At 65.7% G+C, this 26,370-nt stretch carries 27 protein-coding genes and 1 riboswitch; of the genes, 19 read left to right on the top strand and 8 right to left on the bottom strand.

Features of this window, described 5'->3' with window-relative positions:
- Positions 1-53 precede the first annotated feature (53 nt).
- Positions 54-1,457, bottom strand: coding sequence for a glucose-6-phosphate dehydrogenase (locus AC50X7_RS16935; RefSeq protein ID WP_494980076.1), 1,404 nt, complete (start codon positions 1,455-1,457; stop codon positions 54-56).
- A gap of 84 nt (positions 1,458-1,541) precedes the next feature.
- Between AC50X7_RS16935 and ffh the strand changes: the two genes are divergently transcribed.
- Positions 1,542-3,125 (top strand): signal recognition particle protein, encoded by a 1,584-nt coding sequence (gene ffh, locus AC50X7_RS16930; protein WP_494980075.1) that lies wholly within the window; start codon positions 1,542-1,544, stop codon positions 3,123-3,125.
- A gap of 114 nt (positions 3,126-3,239) precedes the next feature.
- The gene (locus AC50X7_RS16925; protein ID WP_494980074.1) at positions 3,240-3,974 is read left to right on the top strand and encodes an alpha/beta fold hydrolase; all 735 of its coding nucleotides are present in this window, start codon (positions 3,240-3,242) and stop codon (positions 3,972-3,974) included.
- On the opposite strand, the gene thiC is transcribed toward AC50X7_RS16925, so the two are convergent.
- Positions 3,971-5,758 carry a phosphomethylpyrimidine synthase ThiC gene (gene thiC / locus AC50X7_RS16920; protein ID WP_494980112.1) on the bottom strand — a complete coding sequence of 596 codons (1,788 nt, stop codon included), beginning with the start codon at positions 5,756-5,758 and terminating at the stop codon, positions 3,971-3,973. The two genes, AC50X7_RS16925 and thiC, sit on opposite strands and share 4 nt — an antisense overlap.
- A 43-nt stretch (positions 5,759-5,801) precedes the next feature.
- Positions 5,802-5,909, bottom strand: a riboswitch (TPP riboswitch).
- Between the two features lie 77 nt (positions 5,910-5,986).
- Between thiC and AC50X7_RS16915 the strand changes: the two genes are divergently transcribed.
- The 17 genes from AC50X7_RS16915 to AC50X7_RS16835 all read left to right on the top strand — a co-directional run bounded on the left by AC50X7_RS16915 (position 5,987) and on the right by AC50X7_RS16835 (position 19,434).
- A complete protein-coding gene (locus tag AC50X7_RS16915; protein ID WP_494980073.1) occupies positions 5,987-7,069 on the top strand; it encodes an amidohydrolase family protein in 1,083 nt (360 codons plus the stop codon).
- A gap of 109 nt (positions 7,070-7,178) precedes the next feature.
- Positions 7,179-8,054 carry a VOC family protein gene (locus AC50X7_RS16910; RefSeq protein ID WP_494980072.1) on the top strand — a complete coding sequence of 292 codons (876 nt, stop codon included), beginning with the start codon at positions 7,179-7,181 and terminating at the stop codon, positions 8,052-8,054.
- A gap of 133 nt (positions 8,055-8,187) precedes the next feature.
- Positions 8,188-8,628 carry a hypothetical protein gene (locus AC50X7_RS16905; protein WP_494980111.1) on the top strand — a complete coding sequence of 147 codons (441 nt, stop codon included), beginning with the start codon at positions 8,188-8,190 and terminating at the stop codon, positions 8,626-8,628.
- A 208-nt stretch (positions 8,629-8,836) separates the two neighbouring features.
- Complete coding sequence (gene rpsP, locus AC50X7_RS16900; RefSeq protein ID WP_104042129.1) at positions 8,837-9,253, top strand: 30S ribosomal protein S16; 417 nt, start codon at positions 8,837-8,839, stop codon at positions 9,251-9,253.
- A gap of 1 nt (position 9,254) precedes the next feature.
- Positions 9,255-9,497 (top strand): RNA-binding protein, encoded by a 243-nt coding sequence (locus tag AC50X7_RS16895; protein WP_494980071.1) that lies wholly within the window; start codon positions 9,255-9,257, stop codon positions 9,495-9,497.
- 105 nt (positions 9,498-9,602) lie between these two features.
- The gene (gene rimM / locus AC50X7_RS16890) at positions 9,603-10,166 is read left to right on the top strand and encodes a ribosome maturation factor RimM (protein WP_494980070.1); all 564 of its coding nucleotides are present in this window, start codon (positions 9,603-9,605) and stop codon (positions 10,164-10,166) included.
- Positions 10,167-10,979, top strand: coding sequence for a tRNA (guanosine(37)-N1)-methyltransferase TrmD (gene trmD / locus AC50X7_RS16885; RefSeq protein WP_494980069.1), 813 nt, complete (start codon positions 10,167-10,169; stop codon positions 10,977-10,979).
- A gap of 261 nt (positions 10,980-11,240) precedes the next feature.
- The gene (gene rplS / locus AC50X7_RS16880) at positions 11,241-11,600 is read left to right on the top strand and encodes a 50S ribosomal protein L19 (RefSeq protein ID WP_494980068.1); all 360 of its coding nucleotides are present in this window, start codon (positions 11,241-11,243) and stop codon (positions 11,598-11,600) included.
- An 84-nt stretch (positions 11,601-11,684) separates the two neighbouring features.
- Positions 11,685-12,362 carry a signal peptidase I gene (gene lepB / locus AC50X7_RS16875; RefSeq protein ID WP_494980067.1) on the top strand — a complete coding sequence of 226 codons (678 nt, stop codon included), beginning with the start codon at positions 11,685-11,687 and terminating at the stop codon, positions 12,360-12,362.
- Complete coding sequence (gene lepB, locus AC50X7_RS16870) at positions 12,363-13,205, top strand: signal peptidase I (RefSeq protein ID WP_494980066.1); 843 nt, start codon at positions 12,363-12,365, stop codon at positions 13,203-13,205.
- A 2-nt stretch (positions 13,206-13,207) separates the two neighbouring features.
- Positions 13,208-14,041: a ribonuclease HII gene (gene rnhB, locus AC50X7_RS16865; RefSeq protein WP_494980065.1), complete on the top strand. Its 834-nt coding sequence runs from the start codon at positions 13,208-13,210 to the stop codon at positions 14,039-14,041.
- A 52-nt stretch (positions 14,042-14,093) separates the two neighbouring features.
- Positions 14,094-14,420, top strand: a complete 327-nt coding sequence (locus tag AC50X7_RS16860) for a DUF2469 domain-containing protein (RefSeq protein ID WP_013601392.1) — start codon at positions 14,094-14,096, stop codon at positions 14,418-14,420.
- 143 nt (positions 14,421-14,563) lie between these two features.
- The gene (locus AC50X7_RS16855) at positions 14,564-14,920 is read left to right on the top strand and encodes a YraN family protein (RefSeq protein ID WP_104042119.1); all 357 of its coding nucleotides are present in this window, start codon (positions 14,564-14,566) and stop codon (positions 14,918-14,920) included.
- A complete protein-coding gene (locus AC50X7_RS16850) occupies positions 14,921-16,465 on the top strand; it encodes a YifB family Mg chelatase-like AAA ATPase (RefSeq protein WP_494980064.1) in 1,545 nt (514 codons plus the stop codon).
- Complete coding sequence (dprA, locus tag AC50X7_RS16845; RefSeq protein WP_494980063.1) at positions 16,462-17,658, top strand: DNA-processing protein DprA; 1,197 nt, start codon at positions 16,462-16,464, stop codon at positions 17,656-17,658. The genes AC50X7_RS16850 and dprA overlap by 4 nt, the downstream gene beginning before the upstream one ends.
- A gap of 85 nt (positions 17,659-17,743) precedes the next feature.
- Positions 17,744-18,670, top strand: a complete 927-nt coding sequence (locus AC50X7_RS16840; RefSeq protein ID WP_494980062.1) for a tyrosine recombinase XerC — start codon at positions 17,744-17,746, stop codon at positions 18,668-18,670.
- A gap of 260 nt (positions 18,671-18,930) precedes the next feature.
- Positions 18,931-19,434, top strand: coding sequence for a DUF3145 domain-containing protein (locus AC50X7_RS16835; RefSeq protein ID WP_104042113.1), 504 nt, complete (start codon positions 18,931-18,933; stop codon positions 19,432-19,434).
- A gap of 152 nt (positions 19,435-19,586) precedes the next feature.
- Here the strand turns inward: AC50X7_RS16835 and AC50X7_RS16830 are convergent, their stop codons facing one another.
- The 6 genes from AC50X7_RS16830 to AC50X7_RS16805 all read right to left on the bottom strand — a co-directional run.
- Positions 19,587-20,822 carry a beta-ketoacyl-[acyl-carrier-protein] synthase family protein gene (locus tag AC50X7_RS16830; RefSeq protein ID WP_494980061.1) on the bottom strand — a complete coding sequence of 412 codons (1,236 nt, stop codon included), beginning with the start codon at positions 20,820-20,822 and terminating at the stop codon, positions 19,587-19,589.
- A 171-nt stretch (positions 20,823-20,993) separates the two neighbouring features.
- Complete coding sequence (locus AC50X7_RS16825) at positions 20,994-21,239, bottom strand: acyl carrier protein (RefSeq protein WP_009359314.1); 246 nt, start codon at positions 21,237-21,239, stop codon at positions 20,994-20,996.
- Between the two features lie 79 nt (positions 21,240-21,318).
- On the bottom strand, positions 21,319-22,380 hold the full coding sequence (locus tag AC50X7_RS16820; RefSeq protein WP_307094781.1) for a beta-ketoacyl-ACP synthase III: 1,062 nt from the start codon (positions 22,378-22,380) through the stop codon (positions 21,319-21,321).
- On the bottom strand, positions 22,377-23,306 hold the full coding sequence (locus AC50X7_RS16815; protein ID WP_494980060.1) for an ACP S-malonyltransferase: 930 nt from the start codon (positions 23,304-23,306) through the stop codon (positions 22,377-22,379). Before AC50X7_RS16815 ends, AC50X7_RS16820 begins: the two co-directional genes overlap by 4 nt.
- Positions 23,307-23,394: 88 nt before the next feature.
- On the bottom strand, positions 23,395-24,639 hold the full coding sequence (locus AC50X7_RS16810) for a PucR family transcriptional regulator (RefSeq protein WP_494980059.1): 1,245 nt from the start codon (positions 24,637-24,639) through the stop codon (positions 23,395-23,397).
- Between the two features lie 174 nt (positions 24,640-24,813).
- On the bottom strand, positions 24,814-26,370 hold a 1,557-nt coding region (locus AC50X7_RS16805; RefSeq protein WP_494980058.1), incomplete at its 5' end, for a transketolase-like TK C-terminal-containing protein.

The following is a 26,370-nucleotide window of genomic DNA, read 5'->3' as shown; positions in this document are numbered from 1 at the left end:
TGCCGACTGCGACGTCCTGTCCACTTCGACCCACCGCTGCTGGGCCGCCCGCGCTACTCAGCCCGCGCGGTACCGGACCATTCGGCGGGTCCGGACGATCCGGCGTCGTACTCCTCCAGCGGGACCGTGCCCTGTTGCCATGCCTTCAGGACCGGTTCCACGATCCGCCAGCAGTCCTCTGCCGTATCGCCGCGGACGGAGAGCAGCGGGTCTCCGGCCAGGACGCCCTCCAGCACTTCACCATAGGGCAGGAGCTCCGAGGCGCTCAGTTCCGCTTCGAGGGTGAGCCGGCTGAGGCTGAGGATCTCACCGGGGCCGTTCACGTCAACGTCGAACTGGAGGGTGTCCGGCCCGAAACCGATCCGGAGCTGGTTGGGTGCGTCCACGCCCGTGAAGCCCTGGGGAAGGTGGGGGACCGGCCGGAACGTCACCACGGCCTCCTTGCGCTTAGCGCCCATTGCTTTGCCCGAGCGCAGGATGAACGGAACGCCCTTCCAGCGCCAGTTATCGATCCCCACCTGGATCTGCGCCAGGGTCTCTGTGCCCCGCGACGCGTCGACGCCGTCCTCCTTGGCGTAGTCAGGCACTTCCTTCCCTGCCACCGTCCCGGACGTGTAGCGCGCCCTCTTGGTTGAAGCCGCGTAGGGGGCACCGACGCTGCTGGCGCGCAGGACCGTGGAGACGGCGTCGCGCAGGTCCCGTTCGCTGATGGTTGACGGCGGCTCCATCGCCATCAGGGCCATAATCTGGAGCAGGTGGCTCTGGATCATGTCCCGGAGTGCGCCGGCGCCGTCGTAGTAGCGGGCCCGGCCCTCCAGTGCGAGGTCCTCGTCGAAGATGATCTCCACTTTCTCCACGTGCTGGCGGTTCCAGACGGGCTCCAGGAAGTTGTTGGCAAAGCGCAGGCCCAGGATGTTCAGCACGGTGGCCTTGCCCAGGAAGTGGTCAACCCGGTGGATATGGTCCTCCGGTACCAGCCGCACCAGGGTCCGGTTGAGCGAGCGGGCTGATTCCTCGCTGGAGCCGAAGGGCTTTTCCATGACCAGCCGCGTCCCGGGCGGAACCTGCTCAGGCCGGAGGGCCTCGCAGGCGAGCTGGCTGATCCGGGGCGGCAGTGCGAAGTAGACGGCGGTGGGACCCTCAAGGGTGGCGAGCAGTGATGCCAGCGCGCCGTCCGCCGTGACGTCCAGCTGGTGGTAGACGGTTTCCTTTTCCAAATCCTCCAGTGCCCGCACGCCGTCCGGGCCAGCGGACCGCGCGGATGCCGCAAAGGACGTACCCACCCTTTCCCGCCACTGTTCCGGGGTCCAGGGATCGGAGCCTGCCCCGACAAGCCGGAGCCCCGCCGCGCGGCCCTTGGCCACAAGCCGCGCCAGCCCTGGCAGGAGCAGCCGGCCGGTGAGGTCGCCGGAAGCGCCGAGGATAAGCAGGGTTTTTACTGTTGTTTGGCTCGTCATTTTGCCAGCATGCCACCTTGCGGGCCCGACTTGGTACCCTAGATAGTCGAGTCCTGATCATCCACTGAAAGAAGTGCACGGCGCGTGTTCAATTCACTCTCTGACCGGTTGACAGCAACCTTCAAGAATCTCCGCGGCAAGGGCCGCCTCACTGAGGCGGATGTTGACGCCACAGTCCGCGAGATCCGCCGCGCCCTCCTGGACGCGGACGTTGCCGTCCCCGTTGTCCGTGAATTCACGGCCCGGGTGCGTGAGCGCGCCCTGGGTGCCGAAGTTTCCGGTGCACTGAACCCCAGCCAGCAGATCGTCAAGATTGTCAATGAGGAGCTGGTGGAGATCCTCGGCGGAGAGACCCGCCGCATCCGCCTGGCCAAAAACGGGCCCACCATCATCATGCTTGCCGGCCTCCAGGGTGCCGGTAAGACCACCCTTGCCGGCAAGTTGTCCAAATGGTTGAAGGCACAGGGCCACAGTCCCATGCTGGTGGCCTGCGACCTGCAGCGCCCGAACGCCGTCACCCAGCTCCAGGTGGTTGGTGAGCGGGCCAAGGTGCCTGTGTTCGCGCCCCACCCCGGAGCCACGTCATCCGAACTTGAGCACCCTGCCGGTGACCCGGTGGCGGTGGCCCGCGCCGGTGTTGAGGAAGCCCGGCAAAAGCTGCACGACGTCGTTATTGTCGACACCGCCGGACGCCTTGGCGTGGACGCCGACATGATGGAGCAGGCGCGCCAGATCCGCCGCGCCATCGTGCCCAACGAAGTCCTGTTCGTCCTTGACGCCATGATCGGCCAGGACGCCGTGAACACTGCGCACGCCTTCGACGAGGGCGTGAACTTCACCGGCATCGTGCTGTCCAAGCTCGACGGCGACGCCCGCGGCGGTGCCGCGCTTTCGGTTGCGTCGGTCACCGGCAAGCCCGTGATGTTTGCTTCCACCGGTGAAGGCCTCGACGATTTCGAGCTCTTCCACCCGGACCGGATGGCCTCGCGTATCCTCGACATGGGTGACGTCCTCACGCTCATTGAGCAGGCCGAGAAGTCCTGGGACAAGGATGAAGCCGCCCGGATGGCGAAGAAGTTCGCCGACCAGGAGGACTTCACCCTGGACGACTTCCTGGCGCAGATGCAGCAGATCCGCAACATGGGCTCCATGAAAAAGATGCTCATGATGATGCCGGGCGCGCAGAACATCCGCCAGCAGCTCGAGCAGTTCGACGAGCGCGAGATTGACCGCGTCGAGGCTATCGTCCGGTCCATGACGCCGCACGAGCGTGTGGCTCCCAAGATCATCAACGGCTCCCGGCGGGCCCGCATTGCCCGCGGTTCCGGCGTGCACGTCTCCGAGGTCAACGGCCTCCTGGAGCGCTTCGCGCAGGCCCAGAAGATGATGAAGAAGATGGCCCAGGGCGGGATGCCGGGCATGCCTGGTATGCCGGGAATGCCCGGAGCGGGCGCCGGCGCGCGGAAGAACGCCAAGAACGCCCCCAAGAAAAAGGCCAAGTCCGGCAACCCCGCCAAGGCCGCCCAGGAGCGCAAGGATGCTGAGGCCCGCCGTGCCAATGCCGCCAAGGCGCTGCCCACCGGAGCTGCGTTCGGCCAGCAAACAGGCGACTTCGATCCTTCGCAGCTAAACCTGCCCAAGGGTTTCGACAAGTTCCTGGGCCAGTAACCCCTGTCCCAACTGACTGGCACATAACGCTCTGAAACGCGCTTTTCGGTGCACTAACTGCAAGTCTGTTGGGGCGGTCCCGGGGATGTCGGTGCCGTGGAATAGGGTTGGGTCATGTTCAAGCAGAGGGTAGTGTTCGTGCACGGCGCCGGCAGCTTCGGCTCCGTGGCCTGGCCGCGCCAGCACGGTATGGCACTGTCCTATGACGCGCTGTTCCTGCGCCGCCACGGCTACGATCCGGTGGCGGAGCCCGTAGAGTCCTCCTTCGAGGAGGACACGGCCATTGTGTTGCGGTCCCTTGCCGACGACGGCAGGGGTGCTGCCGGAGGGCATATCGTGGCGCACGCCCAAGGAGCCATCTCAGCCATGATGGCAGCCGTCGAACGTCCGGACCTCGTTTTTTCCTTGACGCTGGTGGAGCCGGCCTGCCTGTCACTGACAGCCGAGCTGCCGGCCACGGCCGCGCACATCGGTCTTATGCAGCCACTGTTCGACGTCCGGCACCAGATGAGTGACCAGGATTTCCAGCGCGAGTTTGTCCGCAGGGTCTACGCCACGGACCTGCAACACCCGGCCACGGTGGAGGAGAAGCGTTCCGCCAGGCGGCTCCGGCTCCAGGCCACCTCCTGGGAAGCCCCGCTGCACATTGTTCCCGGCGTTCCTACCCTTGTCCTGACCGGGGGATGGGAGCCGCTTTACGAGGAAATTGCCGGGTACCTGCGGGAAACCGGCGCCCTGCACCGCACGGCGGCGGGAGGACACCGGCCCCAGGACTCCCGCGAAGGGGACCGCATTATCCGCTCGTTCATCAGCGACGTGAGCCGGGTCCAGTCAGCCCGGGCCTCTTAGGCGCCCGGGCGTCCGGCGGAGACGCGCGGCTCAGGCAGGTAGACCTTGCCGCCGGCGGCCAGGAATTCCTGGCTCTTGTCCCGCATGCCGGACGCCAGCTTTGCAAGTGCCGCCTGGGACTCCGCTGAACCGTATTCGTCCCGGATATCCTGGCTGATCCTCATCGAGCAGAACTTTGGACCACACATGGAGCAGAAGTGCGCGGTTTTGGCGGGTTCCGCAGGAAGGGTCTCGTCGTGGAATGCCTCGGCCGTCACCGGATCGAGGGACAACGCGAACTGGTCCCGCCAGCGGAACTCGAACCGCGCCTTGGACAGCGCGTCATCGCGTTCGTGCGCACCCGGGTGGCCCTTGGCGAGGTCTGCTGCGTGCGCCGCAATCTTGTAGGTGATCACCCCTGTTTTGACGTCGTCCTTGTTGGGCAGGCCAAGATGTTCCTTGGGAGTGACGTAGCACAACATGGCGGTGCCGTAGCGGGCGATCTCCGTGGCGCCGATGGCAGACGTGATGTGGTCGTACCCCGGTGCCACGTCGGTAACCAGCGGCCCCAACGTGTAGAAGGGCGCCCCCTTGCACAGCTCCTGCTGGCGTTCGGCGTTCTCCCGGACCAGGTGGAACGGTATGTGGCCGGGGCCCTCCACCATCACCTGCACGTCGTATTCCCAGGCGCGCTGCGTCAGCTCGGCCAGGGTGTCCAGTTCGGCGAACTGCGCGGCGTCGTTGGCGTCCGCCGTCGCGCCGGGCCGCAGGCCGTCGCCCAACGAAAACGCGACGTCGTACCTGGCGAAGATTTGGCAAAGCTCGTCGAAGTGCGTGTAAAGGAAGTTTTCGCGGTGATGCGCCAGGCACCAGCCTGCCATGATCGACCCGCCGCGGGACACGATGCCGGTCACCCGGTTGGCGGTCAGGGGAACGTACCGGAGCAGGACTCCGGCGTGGACGGTCATGTAGTCCACGCCTTGTTCGCACTGCTCTATGACGGTATCGCGGAATATTTCCCAGGTCAGCGCGTTCGCTTCGCCGTTGACCTTTTCAAGGGCCTGGTAAATGGGGACGGTGCCGATCGGAACCGGCGAGTTGCGGATGATCCATTCCCTGGTGGTGTGGATATCTTCACCGGTGGACAGGTCCATGACGGTGTCAGCGCCCCACTGCGCGGCCCACTGCAGCTTGTCCACTTCTTCCGCGATGGAACTGGTGACGGCCGAGTTGCCGATGTTGGCGTTGATCTTCACCAGGAAGGCCTTGCCGATGATCATGGGTTCGGACTCGGGATGGTTGATGTTGTTCGGCATGATGGCGCGGCCGGCAGCCAGTTCGCTGCGGACCAGCTCCACATCGCAGTTCTCCCGCAGCGCCACGAAACGCATTTCGGGCGTGATGGTGCCCTGCCGTGCATAGCGCATCTGCGTCACCGTCCTGCCTTCGACGGCGCGGCGGGGCACCGGCGGCGTGCCCTTCCACTCCACGCTGGCGGCACCGCGGCGGACAGCCGAGCGGCCGTCATCGAACAGGTTCCGTCCCCTGCCGCCGTAGGTTTCCGTGTCCCCACGTGCTGCTATCCACTCGGCGCGGAAGGGGTTGAGGCCACGGACGGGGTCGCTTCCCGGGCCTGCCGTCCGGTAGGTGCGAAACGGGCCGTTGGCCTCGCCGTTTGGCGAGTCCGCCAAGGAAATCTCAGTGACGGGCACCCGGATACCAGAGGTTTCATCGTGGATATAGGCCAGCGAATGGGACTTCAGCGACTGGGTAACAGGTGGCTGGTCCTGGCCGCCGGCCGTCATACCGGACGGAATGTGGGCGGGGCCCAGCTGTGCTTTTGGTGTACGCAAGGGAATACTCACTTCCTTCGCCGGCATTACCCGGACAGGTTCAACGGTCGCAGGCTGCGTCAGCCCGATCTCAGCCCCTGCAGGGGCACCCGTGTGGTCAGGAACGAAGCTACCACAGCCGTCCGGGAGGGGCTTGTCACCTTGCCGGTGCTAGCCTGACTGGCGAGGAAGAGGGGCCTAATGCCGGAAGTTATCGAATTCAGCGGCCCGGTGCTCACCGGGCCGGACACCGTGCGGCGGGGACTGTGGTCCGTTGACGGGCTGTTGACCTTCACCCGGCCGCCGCTCGTTCCCGAACGGGTCCTGGACGGCTGCGTGCTTCCGGGCTTCGTTGATGCCCACTGCCACATCGGGCTGGGACCCGGCGGCGCCGTGGATCCTGCGACGGCGGAGGAACAGGCCCGGACGGACCTGAACGCAGGCACATTGCTGGCCCGGGACGCCGGTTCCCCTGCTGACACCCGCTTCCTGCAGGACAGCCGCGACGCGCCGGTGCTGATCCGGGCCGGCAGGCATGTAGCCAGGACCGGCCGGTACTTACGGGGTTTCGCTGAGGAAGTTGAACCGGACGGCCTGGTGGAAGCCGTCCGGAAGCAGGCCCGGGACGGCGACGGCTGGGTCAAGCTTGTGGGGGACTGGATCGACCGCGGCGCCGGTGACCTGGCGCCGTCGTTTCCCGCCGCCGTCGTTAGGGACGCTGTCCAGGCGGTGCACGACGAGGGGGCCCGGATCACCGCGCATTGCTTTGCCGAAGACACCCTGGACCAGATGCTGGACGCGGGCATCGACTGCATCGAACACGCCACCGGGCTCCTGCCGCGGCACCTCCCGCGGTTCGTGGAGCAGGGCATCCCCATTGTTCCCACCCTCATCAACATCGCCACTTTCCCGGACATCGCAGCGCAGGCGGAGCCCAAGTTTCCCCGGTACGCCGCACACATGCGCGCGCTGTGGGAGCGCCGGGCGGAGCGGGTGCTGGAGGCGTACGAGGCAGGGGTGCAGATCTACGCCGGTACCGATGCCGGCAGCGTCATACGGCACGGCAGGATCGCCGATGAAATCCTTGCCCTCCATCACGCAGGGCTTCCCATGGCCGCTGCCCTCGACGCCGCCTGCTGGGGCGCCCGGGAGTGGCTGGGCGCCGAGGGTCTGCAGGAGGGGGCCCGCGCCGACGTCGTGCTGTGCAGGGAGGATCCGCGGAAGGTTCCGGAAACGGTCAGCGGGCTGGCAAACGTTGTGCTGGGCGGCCGCGTCCTTCGTTGATGCCGGCATCGGGAGGACTTTTGTGGCACTTGGAATAAATTGAAGCTTCAAGTAATTTTAATAGTCATAGGCCCCCACCCCAAAGGGCCCCAGCACCGGGAGTTCCCACATGACTGCAGAAACCGCAAGCCAGGACCTTCTTCCCGCCGACCTCACCATGGGCACCGTGATGCTCAAGGTCGGCGACATGAAGGTTATGACCGATTACTACCAGCGGGCCCTTGGGCTTGAGGTTGTCGCCGAGCAGGACGGCGGAATCTACCTCGGCCGCCTGCAGAAGCCCCTGGTCCACCTTGCGCCCGCTCCCGGGCTGAACCTCCCGGGCAGGGGAGAGGCCGGCCTCTTCCACACGGCGCTGCTTTTTGACAACCAGGCAGACCTCGCAGCCACCATCGCCACCGCGGCACAGTTCGAGCCCCGCTCGTTCACGGGCAGCGCCGACCATCTCGTCAGTGAGGCCTTCTACTTCAACGACCCGGAAGGCAACGGCATCGAGCTGTACTGGGACCGGCCGCGGAGCAACTGGTCCTGGAACGGCACCGACGTGGTCATGGACAGCCTGGCCCTGCCGCCGCAGCGTTACCTGGAACAGCACCTCACCGAAGAATCCCTGGAGCGCCAGCACGGATCCGTGGCAGGAATTGGCCACGTCCACCTCCAGGTGGGCGACGTCCATTCTGCCCGCGACTTCTACGTGGGGATCCTCGGCTTCGAAAAGACTGCGGGCTGGCACGGGCAGGCATTGTTCGTCTCCGCCGGCGGCTACCACCACCACATGGCCATGAATGTCTGGAACAGCCGTGGCGCCGGGCCCCGCAAGGACACACTCGGCCTCGGCGAGGTACTCATCGAGGTGCCGTCCGGAGACGACGTCGGGGCTCTCGCGGACCGCCTGAAGGTCGCAGGGCTGCCGGCCCATCACACTGGCGCGGAGCTGCGGTTCGAGGATCCCTGGCGCAACAGAATCCGGGTGGCGGTCCGCTGACGCTTGCGCCCCCTGCGCAGGCCCCCCGCGCCTGGGCAGGGGCGGGCTTTGTACTAGGCTGAAGCCGAACGGCCGGGGCGGCGGGCGCCGCTTTCCTGAAGGCCGCACCGTCGACGGAATGAGGGCAATTCCCATGGGCTTTACCGAAATCTTTGTGGCCACCCACGAAGGCGCGCTGAAGCGCGCCGGAATCCTGGACCAGGGCGGAAGCGCGCCTGCCGGCGATGCTGTCAGGATCCAGGGAATCAGTGATTTCGAAGTAGAGCAGCTCGGCGACCTGGCCGGCACTGCGGTGCACGCCGGTGGGTCCGACTATGAGCTGACCATGGTGGACGTTTCGAGCGATTCGCTCCTGGCTGTCCCGGCCGCCATGGTCCGTGCCCTGGCGGACCTGCTCTCCTATGAAACCGAGGGGGAAGGCAACGTCCTCGACGACGTAGCCGAGCAGTGGGCAGCCCAGGACGACATGCCGTTCGAAGCAGCCCAGGCACGGACCTATGTGCAGCAGCTGGCGGAACTGGCCGGCGGAATCGACGACGCAGAACGCACCGGCCTGTACGTCTGGTCCTCCTGACACCACCGTCGGCTTCCCTGCCCGGTGACGGCGGGCGGGGTCCCAAGTCGAAATCCGGACGCTCATCTGGCACAATAAACAGGTACTCGATCTGCGTGGCCCCTCTCTCCGCGTCCGGATCCTGTCCTTCGAGCCCGCAAGTACGGCCCGCCCCACGGGTGCAGAACGCCGGGTTCACCCCCTTTCTGAAACAGGAGTGACCACAAAAGTGGCCGTAAAGATTCGCCTTAAGCGCTTTGGCAAAATGCGCGCACCGTACTACCGCATCGTCGTCGCAGACTCACGCACCAAGCGTGACGGCCGCGCCATCGAGGAGATCGGCAAGTACCACCCCACCGAAGAGCCCTCGTACATCGAGGTCGACTCCGAGCGTGCCCAGTACTGGCTCTCCGTCGGCGCCCAGCCGTCCGAGCAGGTTGCCGCTATCCTGAAGATCACCGGTGACTGGCAGAAGTTCAAGGGCCTCCCGGGCCAGGAAGGCACCCTGAAGACCAAAGCTCCGAAGGAAGCCTTCGTTGCCCCGGAAAAGGGTTCTGTGATCATCCCGGAAGCCATCACCAAGAAGGCATCCAAGTCTGACGCAGCCGAGGCACCGGCCGAAGCAGAGACCACCGAGGCTGAGTAAATTGCTGGCAGAAGCGCTCGAACACCTGGTCCGGGGGATCGTTGATTCCCCGGATGACGTCAAGGTCAGCTCCAAGAGCAACCGCCGCGGGGACACCCTCGACGTGCGGGTCCATCAGGACGACCTCGGACGGGTGATCGGCCGCCAGGGCCGCACGGCACGCGCACTGCGCACCGTTGTGGCAGCCCTGGCCGGCGGCGAACCGGTAAGGGTCGACGTCGTCGACACCGACCGCCGCCGCTGAGCGCTCAGCAACATCAGTTTTTGCTCCGGCCCCTCCACCAAACGGTGGAGGGGCCGGAGTGCTTTCACCAGAACACCGCCAACCACATCCAAGACAGAGGAACACATGCAGCTCCAGGTGGCACGAATCGGCAAACCCCACGGCATTCGCGGGGAAGTTACGGTCCAGGTCCTGACGGACGCCCCTGGGGACCGGTTTGTGCCGGGTACTGAATTTGTGGTGGAACCGGCGTCCGCAGGTCCGCTTACCGTGAGCAGCGCCCGCTGGAACAAGGACATTCTCCTGCTGGGCTTCGACGAGGTTGGGACCCGCAATGAAGCGGAGACCCTGCGTGGAGCCAAGCTCTTCATCGAAACCGAAGAGCTCGACGAGGACGACGACGAAGGCTGGTACGAGCACGAACTGGTCGGGCTCGAGGCCCGCGTCGGTTCCCGCGCAGTGGGCAAGGTCACCGCACTGAACACCATGCCCGTACAGGATCTTTTGACGGTCACCACCCCGGATGGGGAAGAGATCCTTATTCCCTTCGTCGAGCAGATCGTCCCCGAGGTCAACATCGAGGAAGGGTTCATCCTCCTCACCCCGCCGGACGGCCTGTTCGAGGTCAACTCGGACCAGGAGGCGGGGCCCGACCAGGACGGTGTGCCGGAAACCGAAGGCAAAGCCTAAATGCGGATCGACGTTGTCAGCATCTTTCCCGAGTACCTGGCGCCGCTGGAACTATCGCTGATCGGCAAGGCACGCCAGGACGGGCTGCTGGACCTTCGTGTCCACGACCTCCGCGCCTTCACCACGGACAGGCACCGCACAGTGGATGACACACCCTACGGCGGCGGCGCCGGCATGGTGATGAAACCTGAACCGTGGGCCCAGGCACTCTCCTCGATCGCAACGGACCGTCCGGAAGATGCGGGCAAGCCGGTCCTGATCGTTCCATCGCCGGCGGGGGAGCGGTTCACGCAGGCCCTCGCCTACGAGCTGGCCGAGGAGGAACATCTGACGTTTGCCTGCGGGCGGTACGAGGGCATCGATGAGCGGGTCATCGAGTGGTCCCGCGAGCACTTCACCGTCCGCCCCGTCAGCTTGGGCGACTACGTCCTGAACGGCGGGGAAGTGGCCGTCCTGGCCATGGTGGAGGCCATCGGCAGGCTCCTGCCGGGCGTTGTTGGCAACCCCGAGTCGCTGGTGGAGGAGTCCCATTCCGACGGGCTGCTGGAGTACCCTGTCTACACCAAGCCTTCCGTCTGGCGGGAACGCGAAGTGCCGGCCGTGCTCCTCAGCGGCAACCACGGAAAAATTGCGCAGTGGCGCCGCAGCGAACAGTACCGACGGACGGCGGAGCGCCGCCCGGACCTGCTCGAAACGTTCGACGCCGGGAAGCTGCCGCGTGCCGACCGCACCGCCCTGCAGGACCTGGGGTACGACGTCGTCGACGGCCGTCTGCTGCGCCGCCCGGACGCGCAGGCGGAACAGCCGGACTGACCCGGCCGCCGGTTCGACGCGGAAGGAACCAAAATTGGCTGTACGTGGCGGACTGTGGCAAAATTAGTCCTTGTGTCTGCTGGGTCCGCACCTGCCACAGGGGGAGCGCAACCAACAGCTAAGACAACCGTCCTCTTCAATCAGTGAAAGAGAGCGGACCACTTACCTTTCGGCAGTAATTTCCGGTAGCGCTGCAAGCGTCCGGGCTTGGCTGCCGTGACCCAAAGTGAATGACCTGTGGCGTTCACCAGGAGTGCAATCATGCATATTCTCGATTCCGTAGATGCAGTTTCGCTGCGCACCGATGTTCCCGAGTTCCGCGCGGGTGACACCCTCAAGGTTCACGTGAACATCATCGAAGGCAAGAACTCCCGTGTCCAGGTATTCCAGGGCTTCGTCCTTGGCCGCCAGGGTGACGGCATCCGCGAGACCTTCACGGTCCGCAAGGTTTCCTTCGGCGTCGGCGTGGAGCGTACCTTCCCGGTACACTCCCCGATCATCGACAAGATCGAGCTCGTTACCAAGGGTGACGTGCGCCGCGCCAAGCTTTACTACATGCGTGCACTGCGCGGTAAGGCTGCGAAGATCAAGGAAAAGCGCGACTTCAGCACCGCCAAGTAAGTCCTTAACAGACCTACAGAGGCAGGGCCGCAGCCGTATCCGGCCAGCGCCGGAGCCATGCACCAGCGCCCAGGATACGGACTTATGGACCAGACAAAACGCCAGCCCCGAAAAACGGGCTGGCGTTTTGTGTTCCTTGCCCTTGTCCTGGCCATTGCCGTCAGCGGGCTGGTCCGCGCCCTGTGGCTCGACGTCTACTTCATTCCGTCCGAGTCCATGGAACCGGTCCTTGAGGGCGGGGACCGCATCCTGGTGTCCCGCACCGATTTTCGGTCCGAACCCGTCCGGCGGGGCGACATCGTGGTGTTTGACGGCCGGGGAACCTTCGCGCCGCTTAACAGCGGCAAGGGTCCGCTCGCGGACGGCGCGTCCGCGATCACCCAATGGCTTGGCCTCACCGGCAGCGACACCACGTATGTAAAACGGATCATCGGCCTGCCAGGGGACACCGTGGTCTGCTGTGATGCCGACGGGAAGATCACCGTGAACGGCGAGCCGCTGGATGAGCCCTATATCTTTCCCGGAGATGCCCCCAGCACCGGGAAGTTCAGTGCCGAGGTGCCTGACGGGCGGCTGTGGCTGCTGGGTGACCACCGCTCGCTGTCCGCCGATTCCCGGAGCCTGCTCGGTGCTCCCGGCGGGGGAATGGTGCCCGTAGACCGTGTTATCGGCAGGCCCGTCCAGATCATTTGGCCGCTTGATAGATTTGCTGAAGTACCTCGGCCGCCAGCGGCAGGCCCCTTAACAGAGAACGGACAGTAAATGCCCGAGAACCATGCGCGGACACCCGAACCGCGTCCCGACGGAGCTTCGGATTCCCGGGCCGACGCCGCACCCAAGGCAGCCGCACCTGAGGCAGCCGCCACGGGCCCTGAAGGACCTGCTCCCAAACAAGCCGGCAGCCGTGCTGCCGCCAAGGCCAGCGGGAAGGACGGCGGAAGCCAGCTGCTTGCCTGGCTGAAGGAAATTGCCACGGTGGTAGTGATCGCGGTGGTGCTCTCCTTCCTCATCAAGACCTTCCTGTTCCGGGCGTTCTTCATCCCCTCCGAGTCCATGGTTAGCACACTCGACGTTGATGACCGGATCTTTGTTAATCTCCTGGTGCCTGAACCCTTCTCGCTGAGCCGTGGTGACGTGGTGGTCTTCCGCGACACCAAGGGCTGGTTGCCGGCCGCCGAGGAAAGGGCCGACGGACCGTTCACCTGGGTCCAGGACGGCCTGACCTTCGTGGGCCTCCTGCCGGACAACTCCGAGCAGCACCTGGTCAAGAGGGTCATCGGTCTGCCAGGGGACCACGTGGTCTGCTGTGATGCCGGCGGTAAACTGACTGTCAACGGGACCGCCATCGACGAAAGCTACATCAACCCGGCTGAGGTTCCGCAGGTCCGCAGCTTCGATGTGACTGTCCCCGAAGGCAAGGTGTGGGTGATGGGCGATAACAGGAACCATTCAGCTGACTCCAGGGCGCATATGGATTCCGACGGCGGGTTCATAGATATCGCCGACCTCGAAGGCAAAGCCGCGGTCATCGCCTGGCCGCTGAACCGCATCACAGCCCTGGGCAACTATCCGGATGTGTTCCGAAACGTACCGGCGGCCCCCTGACCATGTCCTCCGCAGTTCAAGCCGGCACCGCCAAAGCCAGGCAGGCGACGACGGATCCCGCAAAGGGTGGCGCCGCTAAGGGACGGGCTGGATCATCAAAGGTGGCCGCGCGCCCTGCCAAGGCGCCTACTTTGAGGCACGAACGCACGTTCAAAGCCCAGGGTGCACGGCTGGTGGCCGGCGTGGACGAAGTGGGACGCGGCGCCCTTGCCGGTCCCGTGAGCGTAGGCATCGCCGTTGTGGACCTGGAGCGCCAGAAGCCGCTTGCCGGAGTGAAGGACAGCAAGCTCTTGAGCCCCGCCGAACGGGAACGGCTTGATCCACTGGTCCGCAGGTGGAGCGTGGCGTCCGCCGTAGGCCACGCATCGGCGCAGGAAATTGATTCCATCGGGATCATCGCGGCCCTGCGCCTGGCAGGCACCCGGGCCTGGCAGGAAATTCTCGCCGCAGGAGTCACCCCCGACCTGGTTCTCCTGGACGGCAGCCACAACTGGCTTTCTCCCGCAGACCAGCTGTCATTGTTCGACGAGCCCGTTCTTGACGCCGGTTGCGACGCACCTGTGCACACCAAGATTAAGGCCGACATGCAGTGCCTGAGCGTTGCCGCTGCCAGCGTCATCGCCAAAGTGGAGCGGGACAGGATGATGCGCGAAATCCACGCTGAGTACCCGGACTTCGGGTGGGACATCAACAAGGGCTACGCCACCGTCCTGCACCGGGACGTCCTCCGCGCGGCAGGGCCCACGCCCTACCACCGCGTCAGCTGGCGCCTGCTCGGCGGGGAACTGCTGGACGGCAGGGCGGTTAGCGGGAACGAAACCGGCATCGAAGACTGACACCGGCCGGGCGCGGGCGCCAGCGGCGCCGGAGATGGTGCAAGATGGAATCATGAGTGCTGAGGACCTTGAAAACTATGAGACCGACATGGAGCTGCAGCTCTACCGTGAATACCGCGACGTCGTCGGCCTGTTCAGCTACGTTGTCGAGACCGAACGGCGCTTCTACCTTGCCAACCACGTAGACCTGCAGGCCCGCAGCGCCGACGGCGAGGTCTACTTCGACCTGACCCTGCAGGACGCCTGGGTGTGGGATGTGTACCGTTCCGCACGGTTCGTCAAAAGCGTTCGTGTCCTCACGTTCAAGGACGTCAACGTCGAAGAGCTCCCCCGCAACGAGGAACTGGCCTTGCCCAAGGATGTTGACCTGGGCCAGTAGCCCCCTTCAGCTGGCGGCTTTTCCTGCGCTGATGGCTCTCCCTGTCCTGCTGACTGTTCCTGCACAGGGGCCGTAGTACACATACGGGACAAGCTCCCTTACCTCCGCAACCCTGCCGCCGCAGGCTGGTTGCGGAGGTAGAAATGAAATCAAAAGACCTGTTGGGCCGGCACGGCGAGGACCTCGCGGTTGGCTATCTTGAGTCCCTGGGCATGCTGGTGGTTGAGCGCAACTGGCGCTGCACCGAAGGCGAAATAGACATCGTGGCGCTTGACGGCGACGCCCTGGTAATTGCCGAAGTAAAGACACGCCGTTCCCTCGACTACGGGCACCCCTTCGAGGCTGTTGGCCCGGAGAAACTGGCCCGCCTGCACCGGCTCGGCTCAGCGTGGTGCCGTGACCGGGAGTTGCGGATGCCGCTGCGGCGGGTGGACGTGATCGCAGTAGTGGACGACGGCGTCGGCGAACCCCTGGTGGAGCATCTCAAGGGGGTGGGGTGAGTGGCCCTGGGAAGAACCTACTCCATAGCCCTGGTGGGCCTGAACGGGTACATCGTGGAAGTCGAGGCCGACATCGGCCAGACCTTGCCGGCATTTGTGCTCCTCGGATTGCCGGATGCTTCCTTGAACGAGGCCAAGGAACGCATCAGATCAGCCGCCAAGAACTCCGGCATACCGCTGAGCCGCCGGAAGATCACTGCGAACCTTATTCCTGCTTCCCTTCCCAAGCGCGGATCGGGTTTCGATCTGGCGGTCACCATGGCCGTGCTCCGCGCTGCGAACGACATCAAGCCCACCGGCAATACGGTCTTCATCGCTGAGCTGGGACTGGATGGCAGGTTGCGCCCGGTCCGCGGCATCCTTCCCGCCGTTATGGCGTCTGTGCAGGCCGGGTATCCGGACATTGTGGTGGCACAGGCGAACCTGGCGGAGGCCGCCCTGGTGCCTGGTGCCAACGTCAGGGGATACCGCACCCTTGCCCGGCTGGCTCTTGATTCCGGGGCGGACCCCCAGGAACTCGCGCTGGACTTCGAACCGGAGGACCCTGAACATGCCTACGACGCCCCGGAGCAAGCAGGCGTGCACCCGGACATGGCGGACGTCTCCGGCCAGGGTGACGCCCGGCAGGCCCTGGAAGTGGCAGCGGCCGGAGCGCACCATCTGCTCCTCACGGGACCTCCCGGCGCCGGCAAAACAATGCTGGCGGAGCGCCTCCCCGGGCTGTTGCCGGATCTGGGGGACCACGAAGCCATGGAAGTGACTGCCATCCACTCGCTGTGCAGCCTGCCGTCGTCCTCGGTCCAGCTGCTGCGGCGGCCGCCCTTCGAAAGCCCGCACCACTCGGCGACGGCCGCAGCCATCATCGGCGGCGGCTCGGGCCTCCCGAGGCCGGGAGCCGCTTCCCGCGCCCACCGGGGCGTCCTGTTCCTTGACGAGGCGCCGGAGTATGAGCGCCGCGTGCTGGATGCGCTGCGCCAACCGCTGGAGAGCGGCGAGCTGGTGATCCACCGCTCCGCGGGGACCGCCGCCTATCCGGCCCGGTTCCAGCTTGTCCTGGCAGCCAACCCCTGCCCCTGCGGCAAGGCGTCCGGCAAAGGACTGGACTGTACCTGCACGCCCGTGATGCGCAGGCGCTACCTGGCGAGGATGTCCGGGCCGTTGCTGGACCGGGTGGACATCCAGCTTCAGGTGGAGAGGGTGTCACTCGCCGAGTTTGGCCAGGCAGGTGCGGAAGAGGATACCGCTTCAATTGCCGCCCGCGTCCGGAATGCCCGCGGGCGGCAGCTTGAGCGGTTGGCACCCTTTGGCCTGGAAACGAACTCGCAGGTGCCGGGGCGTGTGCTGCGCGGAGAGCTGCGGCTTCCGCCGGCAGCCACCCGCATCCTGGATCATTCACTGGAGCGTGGTGTCCTTACTGCCCGTGGCTACGACCGGGTACTGCGTCTGGCCTGGACCCTGGCAGACCTGGGTCACCGGGAGAAACCAGACGTAAACGACATTGGTCAGGCCCTGGGTTTGCGGCAGGCAGCGGCGGTGGCCGCATGAAGGGAACGGCAGTGGACACCGAAAGACTTTCCCGTGCGGCGCTTGCCCGCCTCATGGAGCCCCAGGACGCAGCAGGCCTGGCCCTCGTGCAGGTGTGCGGCGCAGTCGATGCCCTTCGGATAGCCACCGGACAGGCTGCGGCCGGTCGTGAGCTGGAGCAGGAAATCACCGCGCTGCTCGCGGACAGCGGCTCCGCCACCAGCTGGGCCGGGATGGCCGCAGCATTAAAACGCTGGCAGCCCCGCATTCCGGACCTGGCCCCGGAGCGGGACCTGGCCACCATGGCACGGCTGGGCGGCAGGTTGATTATCCCCTCGGACGAATTGTGGCCAGGGCAGCTGGCCGACCTTGGTATACAGGAACCGATCTGTCTTTGGTGGCGGGGGCAGGAACAACCTCTTCCCGGCGCGGACAAATGCATCGCCCTGGTCGGGTCCCGCGACAGCACCAGCTACGGCGCCTCGGTGACCGGCGACATTGCCTATTCCCTGGCCCAGCGCGGTCTCACGGTCGTGTCGGGCGGGGCCTATGGCATTGATGCCCATGCCCACCGTGCCGCGCTGGCGGGCGCGTGGGGCGAAATGCCAACCATCGCTGTGATGGCCGGGGGAGTGGACCGCTTCTACCCATCTGGCAATGAGGACCTCCTCCGCGCCGTCTGCAACCAGGGCGCGGTGATCGCGGAGGTCCCGCCCGGATCGGCGCCTACCCGCTACCGCTTCCTCCAGCGGAACAGGCTCATCGCGGCCCTGTCTGCGGTGACTGTCGTGGTCGAGGCACGTTGGCGGTCCGGAGCGCTTAACACTGCCCACCATGCCGAAACGCTTGGCCGGGCTGTGGGGGCTGTCCCCGGTTCCGTGCACAGTGCAAACTCGGCTGGCTGCCACCGGCTTCTGCGGGATGGCGGCGCTGTCTGCGTCACAGACGCAGCAGAAATTGTGGAGCTTGCAGCGCCCAGTGGAACGGGGCTTCCACAGCAGCGCCAGACAGGAACGGAGGTCCAGGACGGGCTGACGCTGGAAGACCTGATCCTCCTGGACGCACTGCCCCTTCGCTCCACCACATCGGTCGAGAAACTGTGCTCTGTCGCCGGCCTGAGCCAGGAATCCGTCCGTGCGGGCCTGGGGCGGCTCGGGCTGCTCGGGCTGGCCGTGTCCGAAAGAGGCGGCTGGAAACGCGGCAAGGCAACCTGATGACCGATGGCAGGCAGGAAGCAATGGTAGGTATGGCGGCCGTGTCAGCGACCTGAACCCCGGCAACACCTGAGACAGTAGGAAGGTGGAGAACAAGGAATTGCCGCGGGAGCTGAGCCGGGCATCGGATGACTTCTCCCAGTATCTGTCGGGGGAGCGGGCCATGTCCGCCCACACCCTGCGGGCGTACCTGGGGGACCTGCGCAGCCTCCTTGCCCACGCCGCTTCCGAAGGTGCCACCCGGCTGGAGGACCTCGAGCTCGGAACCCTCCGGCGGTGGCTGGGAGCACAGAGCCAGGCGGGTGTCGCCCGCTCCACGCTTGCCCGCCGGGCGGCTACCGCCCGTGCGTTCACAGCATGGGCCCTCAAGGAAGAGCGCATTGACTCCGACCCGTCGCTGCGGCTCAAGGCTCCGAAACGTGAACGCACCCTGCCCGGAGTCCTTCAGTCGCAACAGCTGAGGCGACTACTGACCACTTTGGAGGAAGCCGCCACGGGCGGCGAGCCGCTGCCAATCCGAAACCGCGCCATCGTCGAACTGCTATATGCCACAGGCGTCCGCGTCGGAGAGCTCGCAGGGCTGGACATCGATGACCTGGACCCGGACCGCCGCACCCTGCGTGTTATCGGCAAAGGAAACAAGGAGCGCACCGTTCCCTACGGAGTACCGGCGGCACTGGCCCTGGACGACTGGCTGCGGCGCGGCCGGCCGCTCTTGGTGCGAAACAACAGCGGCCCGGCCCTCTTCCTGGGGTCAAGGGGCAGCCGGGTGGACCAGCGCCAGGTCCGGGAGCTGGTCAACAAGCTCCTCGAGGCCCTGGGCGATACGTCGGCGTCAGGTCCGCACGCCCTTCGGCACTCGGCCGCCACCCACCTGCTGGATGGCGGCGCCGATCTGCGTGCCGTCCAGGAAATTCTGGGCCACAGCAGCCTCGCCACTACCCAGATCTACACACATGTCTCTGTGGACCGGCTGCGAAACAGCTACCAGCAGGCACATCCCAGGGCCTGACGGCTGATCGTCACTGGGCTTGTACCGTAAACGCGAATCGCACTGGCGTAATTACGCGGTGTACGGCACAATAAGAATCACGTCCGGCAACTTTCAAGTCCCGCTTGAAGCTCCTTTGCTTCGTGCGGACCAGCAAGTCCGGACACTGCTCAATCTGAACAACTGAATATATGGCAGGGAGCAGTCCCGCATGCAGGGCACAGCAGTTCCATCCAGGCGAGGTCGTTGGGGAAGACGTACCTAGAGCTATGGAGGATGGAATGTCTGTTGCAATGACCCGAGGTGTGCTGTTTGTTCACTCAGCCCCGACTGCTTTGTGCCCTCACGTTGAGTGGGCCATTGGCTCCGTCGTGGATAAGCGGACGGATCTTGAGTGGACCCCTCAGCCTGCTGCGCCCGGAATGTTCCGGGCGGAGCTGTCCTGGACCGGTGCGCCCGGTACGGGCGCTCAGCTTGCCTCGTCCCTCCGCGGCTGGGCCCACCTCCGGTATGAGGTCACCGAGGAACCTAGCCAGGGTGTTGACGGCGGCCGCTGGTCGCACACGCCCGAACTGGGTATCTTCCATGCCGTCACCGACGTCCACGGCAACATCATGGTCTCTGAAGATCGAATCCGTTACGCCTATGAGTCGGGCGCAGGCGATCCCGCTGCCGTGTACCACGAGCTGTCCCTGGCTCTTGGCGAGGCCTGGGATGAGGAGCTTGAGCCCTTCCGGCATGCTGCAGAGGGCGCTCCCGTACGCTGGCTGCACCAGGTGGGCTGACGGGCCCATACCCGCCCGCCGCCGTCGTAATTCGGCAACGGAAAACATCGGCAGACAGTAAAACCAGGAATCAATCCCCATAGCACAACAGGAGGCCCCGCCAACCGGCGGGGCCTCCTGTTTGCGTAGGGGCGGCAAACCCCGGGGAGGAACTAAACGCTGCGCACAGCCACCACGGCGTTGTGTCCGCCGAAGCCGAAGGAGTTGCTCAGGGCCACGATGTTGCCGGCGGGCAGGTCGCGGGCGGAGGTGACGACGTCGAGCGGGATCTCCGGATCCTGGTTCTCAAGGTTGATTGTGACCGGGGCCTTCCGGTCGTAGACGGCCAGAACTGTGAGCACGGCCTCCACGGCGCCGGATGCACCGAGGAGGTGGCCCATCTGCGACTTGGTGGCGGAGACCGCAACGTTGTCGATGTGGTTGCCGAGTGCGGCGCGCAGTGCGGTGTACTCGGGCTTGTCACCCACGGGAGTCGAGGTGGCGTGGGCGTTCACGTGCACCACGTCCTCTGCCTGAATACGGCCATCAAACATGGCAGCCTTGAGTGCTCGGGTGGCGCCAAGGCCTGCAGGGTCCGGAGCGGTGATGTGGTATGCGTCAGCCGTAACGGAGGTGCCGGCGAGCTCGCCGTAAATCCGGGCTCCGCGGGCCAGGGCGTGTTCTTCGGCTTCGAGGACCAGCGCGCCGGCGCCCTCGCCCATCACAAAGCCATCGCGGCCCAGGTCGTACGGACGTGAGGCTGCCTGGGGGTCGTCATTGCGGCGGGACAGCGCCTGCATGGATGCGAACGCGGCCAACGGCATCGGGTGGATGGCTGCTTCGGCGCCGCCGCACATCACCACATCTGCCTTGCCTGAACGGATCAGGTCCAGGCCCAGGTGCATGGCTTCGGTGCCGGAGGCGCAGGCGGAAACCGGGGTGTGGGCGCCGGCGCGGGCGCCGAGGTCCAGGCTGACGGCGGCGGCAACACCGTTGGGCATCAGCATGGGAACTGTCATGGGGAGGACACGGCGGGGGCCTTTTTCCTTCAGCGTGTCCCAGGCGTCCAGCAGGGTCCAGACTCCGCCGATGCCGGTGGCGAACGCAACAGCCAGCCGGTCCTTGTCGAAGTCGGTGATGCCGGAGTCGGCCCAGGCCTCACGTGCGGCGATGACGCCGAACTGGGTCGAGGGGTCCATCCGCTTGGCCTCAACCCGGCTGAGTACCTCGAGGGCAGGCGTGCTGCAGCGGGCGGCGAAGTGGACGGGAAGTTCATACTTCGCTACCCAGTCGTCCTCCAGGGTGCGGGCACCGGAGACCCCCTTGAGCGCGTTGTTCCACATCGTGGGTACATCGCCGCCGATGGGCGTGGTGGCACCCAGACCGGTGATGACTACTTTGCGTGTCATGGGATCACTCTTTCGTCGGTGGGGATTCCGGCTCCGGCTTACCGGAGGGTCCCGCGTATTGATGGTCGGCACCGCTCCGCTGGGAGCAGGGTGCCGGAAAAATGCGGCGGGCTGCCGGTCCGGTCATCCGAACCGGCAGCCCGCCAAGCCGATAGACGGCTAAAGCCTTGGCTAGGCCTGTGCTCCGGCGATGAAGCTCACGGCGTCGCCGACGGTCTTGAGGTTCTTGACCTCTTCGTCCGGGATGCGCACGCCGAACTTCTCTTCAGCGTTGACCACGATGGTCATCATGGAGATGGAGTCGATGTCCAGGTCCTCGGTGAAGGACTTGTCCAGCTCCACGGCCTCCGGGGCCAGGCCGGTTTCCTCGTTGACGATTTCAGCCAAGCCGGCCAGGATCTCTTCGTTGCTAGCCATTGATGGCTCCTTTTCTTGTATTGCCGGCAGGGGCTGCCGGAAATGGTCCAGGACGCGGTTGCGGCCTGTGGGGGCGTTCCTAGGGAAGGACAACTACCTGCGCGCCGAAGACCAGCCCGGCGCCGAAGCCGATCTGGAGCGCCAGCCCGCCACTGAGTTCCGGCTTCTCCGCCAGGAGCCGGTGTGTGGCCAAGGGGATGGATGCCGCAGAGGTGTTTCCAGCGTCGGCAATGTCCCGTGCCACTGTAACGGTCTCGGGCAGCTTCAGCTTCTTCACCATCTCGTCGATGATGCGCATGTTGGCCTGGTGGGGGATAAACGCCACAAGGTCCTCGGCTTCCACGCCGGCGGCCTCCAGTGCCTGCTGGGCCACCTTTGCCATTTCCCAGACTGCCCACCGGAATACGGTCTGGCCGTCCTGCCGCAGCGTGGGGTAGAGCTCCTGGGCTTCTTCGAGCAGGGCAAGGTCACCTGTGGAGTCTGACTGCCGGGCAGCCATGCCCAGGTCGCGGACGTCCAGCATGGAGCGGGTCATCCCGATGGCGTCCCACTTGCTGCCGTCGGACCCCCACACGGAGGGTGCGATGCCGGGAGTCTCGGACGGGCCGATGACGACGGCGCCGGCTCCGTCTCCGAGCAGGAAGGAGATAGTGCGTTCCCGGTTGTCGATAACGTCGGACAGCTTCTCTGCGCCGACCACCAGGACGTACTTCGCGGCGCCTGAACGGACGAGTGCGTCGCCCTGGGCAATGCCGTAGCAGTAGCCGGCGCACGCTGCAGAGATGTCAAAGGCAGGTGCGGGGGTGGCACCGAGGCGGTCTGCCAGGCTCGCGGCGGCAGACGGCGTGGCGTAAGGGTGGGTGACCGTGGAAACAATAACGGCACCGAGGTCGGATGCTTCAACTCCGGCCTTCTCCATGGCCTCACGGGCAGCACCCTCCGCCATGTCGATGACGCTGACGTCGGCGGCCGCACGGTGCCGCGTCACGATTCCGGTCCGCTGCCGAATCCATTCATCGGAGGAATCGATCCACTGGCAGACATCTTCATTGGTGACGATGATGTCCGGCCGGTAGGCGCCGAGGCCGAGGATCCGGGTGTGTTCCTGAAGGGGAGCCTGTTTCAGTGTGGGAACGCTCATGCGTTGCCCTCCAGTTCTGCGAAGAGCGCGAGGGCGGCGGAAAGATCATCGGGGGTCTTGACCGCAACGGTCTTGACGCCGGGCATGCCGCGCTTGGCCAGCCCGGCGAGCGTTCCGGCAGGAGCAAGCTCGATCACGCCGGTCACACCCCGCTGGACCAGGCTTTCCATGCACAGGTCCCAGCGGACCGGGCGGGAGACCTGGGCGATCAGGCTGCCGACGGCGGCCCCGCCATCGGTGACCGGTCCGCCGTCGTAATTGGACAGGAGGGGTACCGTCGGCGCCTGCGGCTTCAGCGCGGGCGCCAGTGCCGTGAGGGCGCTGACAGCAGGTGACATGTGGCTGGTGTGGAACGCGCCTGCCACCTTCAGCGGGATGACGCGCGCCTTCGCCGGCGGGTTTTCGGCGAGGGCTTTCAGCTGGTCGAACGTGCCCGCGGCCACGGTCTGGCCCGCGCCGTTGACGTTCGCAGGAGTGGCGCCCGCCGCTTCGATGGCTGCCAGCACCTCTGCCGGGTCCCCGCCCACCACGGCACTCATGCCGGTGGGGGTGACGGCCGCGGCGGCTGCCATGCTGTTGGCACGCTCGCGGACGAAGGTCATGGCTTCCTGCTCCGTCAGGACGCCGGCAAGGGCCGAAGCGGTTATTTCACCAACGGAATGGCCCGCCAGGATGACTGGCAGGGAGCTGAGCTCGACGTCGAAGAGGGAAGCTGCGGCCACCAGCCCGGCGGCAACAATCAGGGGCTGCGCCACGGCAGTGTCCTTGATGGTTTCCTCGTCCGAGGTGGTCCCATGAGCGATGAGGTCGATGCCTGCGATGTCGCTCAGGGAGGCCAGCTGGCCTGCCACCGGGGGCAGTTCCAGCCAGGGGGCCAGAAAACCCGGGGTTTGTGAGCCCTGTCCAGGGCAGACTATTGCAAGCACGTAACCAGCTTTCCAAATTACTGTGTGATTCAGCGGTGTTTGTCCGCACCAAGCTCACGGGGTCAGGTTGTAGGAAGTCTACAACGCCTTAGGGCTGGTTCCGTGACGGGTGACGCTCAACAGAGGCTTTGGGCGGGGCGGAAAGACGGCCCACCACAAGCGCTGCCTGAAGGACAAACGCCTCCCTCGGCAGGAGCGGATCCCAGCCCGTGACGTCGCAGACACGCTTCAGCCGATACCTGACGGTGTTGGCGTGGACAAAGAGCTCACGGGCTGTTGCCTCAAGGGAATGGCCCAGTTCCAGGTAGGTTCCAAGGGTTTCCACCAGCCCGTTGGACGCTGCCAGGAGCGGGCGGTAGATGTTCTTGACCAGCGAACGGCGGGCGGCGTCGTCTCCTGCGATCACCCGCTCCGGCAGCAGGTCGTCGGCGGCAACCGGCCGGGGCGCGGAAGGCCAGGCCCGGGCTGCCGTCAGGCCAGCGAAGGCGGACTGGGCCGAGCCGCTGGCCTCCAGTAGGGAACCGGCTTCGGGCCCGTACACCACGGGGCCGGGCGCGAACATGTCACTGAGCTTCACGTAGGCGGTCTCCCGGTCCGAAACGCCGCCCAGGATCAGGATCAGGCGATCGCCCTGGATGCCTACAAGGGCGTCCTCCGCATAGCGTCCTGCCATTCGCCGGAGCTCGCTGACGTAGCTGGCGCTCGGCTCGGAGGGGGAGTTGCCCACCATAACGGTGAACCGTTCCTGCGCCTTCCAGCCCAGGGCCGCGATCCTCGAGCGCAGGGCGTCAGTGTTTTCGCCGCGAAGGATGGCATCCACGATCAGCGCTTCCAGCCGGGTGTCCCAGGAGCCGCGGGATTCGGCCGCCCGTGCATAAACGTCGGCCGCGGCGAACGCCACCTCACGGGAATAGCGAAGAACGGCCTCACGAAGGGAAGGCTGGTCAGCTTCCGGAGCGATGACCGGAACCTGGTCCTCCACCACCTCCACCACGATCCGGATCAGCTGCAGCGCTTTCTGCAGGCTGATGGACCGGGTCAGTTCCGTTGGGGCGGTCCCGAAGACGTCGGTAAGGATCCAGGACGGGGAACTTGGGCGTTCGTACCAGGTCACAAAGGCGGCGATGCCGTTCTGGGCCACCATGCCAAGGGCGGACCGTTCATCCGAGCTGAGCCGGCCGTACCAGGGCAGGGACTTCTCCAACTCCCGCAAGGTGGTGGTGGAAAGCTGGCCCACGTTTGCCCGCAGCTTTTTGAGCGTTTCGGACTTCTCCGGCGTGACCTTCGGCGTGGACGGTTCGCGCTTGGCGGACGGGGTGGCTGGTGCTGGCATTCTTTGAGCATACGGCCACTGCCCGGCAAGCTCCATTTGTGCAAAGGCTACAATCCCGTTGGTTGTGCGTCACAACCGGTCCCTGCCGTAATACGGACGACGGCGGCCCCCGCCTTTCGGTGGGGGCCGCCGTCGTCAGCACTTCGCGGGATCGCCGCAGGTTAGGTGCGGGTCCTAGGACTCGCCTCCGGCGTTGCCGGTGGAACCGGCATTGACGTTGTGCAGCCGGTACTTGTCGATTGCCTTCATCGGTGCCTGCGCGTCAACCTCACCGCGGCGGGCCAGCATCTCCAATGAACGCACCACGATGGAGTGGATGTCGTTCTTGAAGAAGCGGCGGGCTGCGGCACGGGTGTCGGAAAAGCCGAAGCCGTCGGCACCGAGCGTTGCGAACTCGTTCGGCACGAACTGGCGGATCTGGTCCGGGACGGCCTTCATGTAGTCCGACACGGCAACAACCGGGCCGGTGGCCCCTTCGAGCTGCCGGGTCACGAACGGGACGCGCGCGGGCTGGCCGGGGTTAAGGAAGGCTTCCTCCTCGGCAGCCATGCCGTCGCGGCGCAGTTCGTTCCAGGACGTGACGGACCAGACGTCTGCGGAGACGCCCCAATCGTCGGCCAGGAGCTGCTGCGCCTCGAGTGCCCAGGGCACCGACACACCGGAAGCCAGGATCTGGGCCCGGGGACCGTCGATCTTTGCCGGGGCCAGCAGGTAGATGCCCTTGAGGACACCCTCCACGTCCAGTTCCTCCGGTTCGGCAGGCTGGGAGATGGGCTCGTTGTACACCGTGAGGTAGTACATAAGGTTCCGGTCTTCCGAGTCGGGCCCGTACATGCGTTCGAGGCCGTCGCGGATGATGTGGCCCATTTCGTAGCCGTAGGCGGGGTCGTAGGTGACCACTGCCGGGTTGGTCGAGGCCAGGAGCGGGGAGTGGCCGTCGGCGTGCTGGAGGCCTTCGCCGGTGAGGGTGGTCCGGCCTGCGGTGGCGCCGATGATGAAGCCGCGGGTCATTTGGTCTGCTGCTGCCCAGAAGGCGTCGCCGGTGCGCTGGAAGCCGAACATGGAGTAGAACACGTAGACCGGGACCAGGGGCACGCCGTGGGTGGCGTAGGCGGTTCCGGCGGCGGTGAATGCTGCGACGGCGCCGGCTTCGTTGATCCCGGGGTGGATCAGCTGGCCTTGGGCGGATTCCTTGTAGGCCAGGACCAGGTCCCGGTCCACGGAGAGGTAGTTCTGGCCCTTGGGGTTGTAGATCTTCGCGGTGGGGAAGAAGGCGTCCATGCCGAACGTGCGCGCTTCATCCGGGATGATCGGGGCGATGTGCTTGCCGAACTCCTTGTCCCGCATCAGGTCCTTGAGCAACCGCACGAATGCCATGGTGGTGGCGGCCTGCTGCTTGCCCGAGCCGCGCTTGGCCACCTCGTAGGACTTGGCGTCCGGCAAGGTGATCTCGGCGTGCTTGGACCGGCGTTCCGGGACCGAACCGCCCAGGGCGGCGCGGCGTTCCATCATGTACTGGATTTCCGGGGCGTCCGTGCCGGGGTGGTAGTACGGCGGCTGGTACGGGTCTTTTTCGAGCTGCTCGTCCGTGATGGGGATCCGCAGGTGGTCGCGGAACTTCTTCAGGTCGTCGAGGGTGAGTTTCTTCATTTGGTGGGTCGCGTTGCGGCCCTCGAAGTGGGGTCCGAGTCCGTAGCCCTTGACGGTTTTGGCGAGGATGACGGTGGGTTT

The sequence above is a fragment of the Pseudarthrobacter sp. Hb11 genome (genome assembly GCF_059383655.1).
This window is presented reverse-complemented; position numbering and strand designations above follow the sequence as displayed.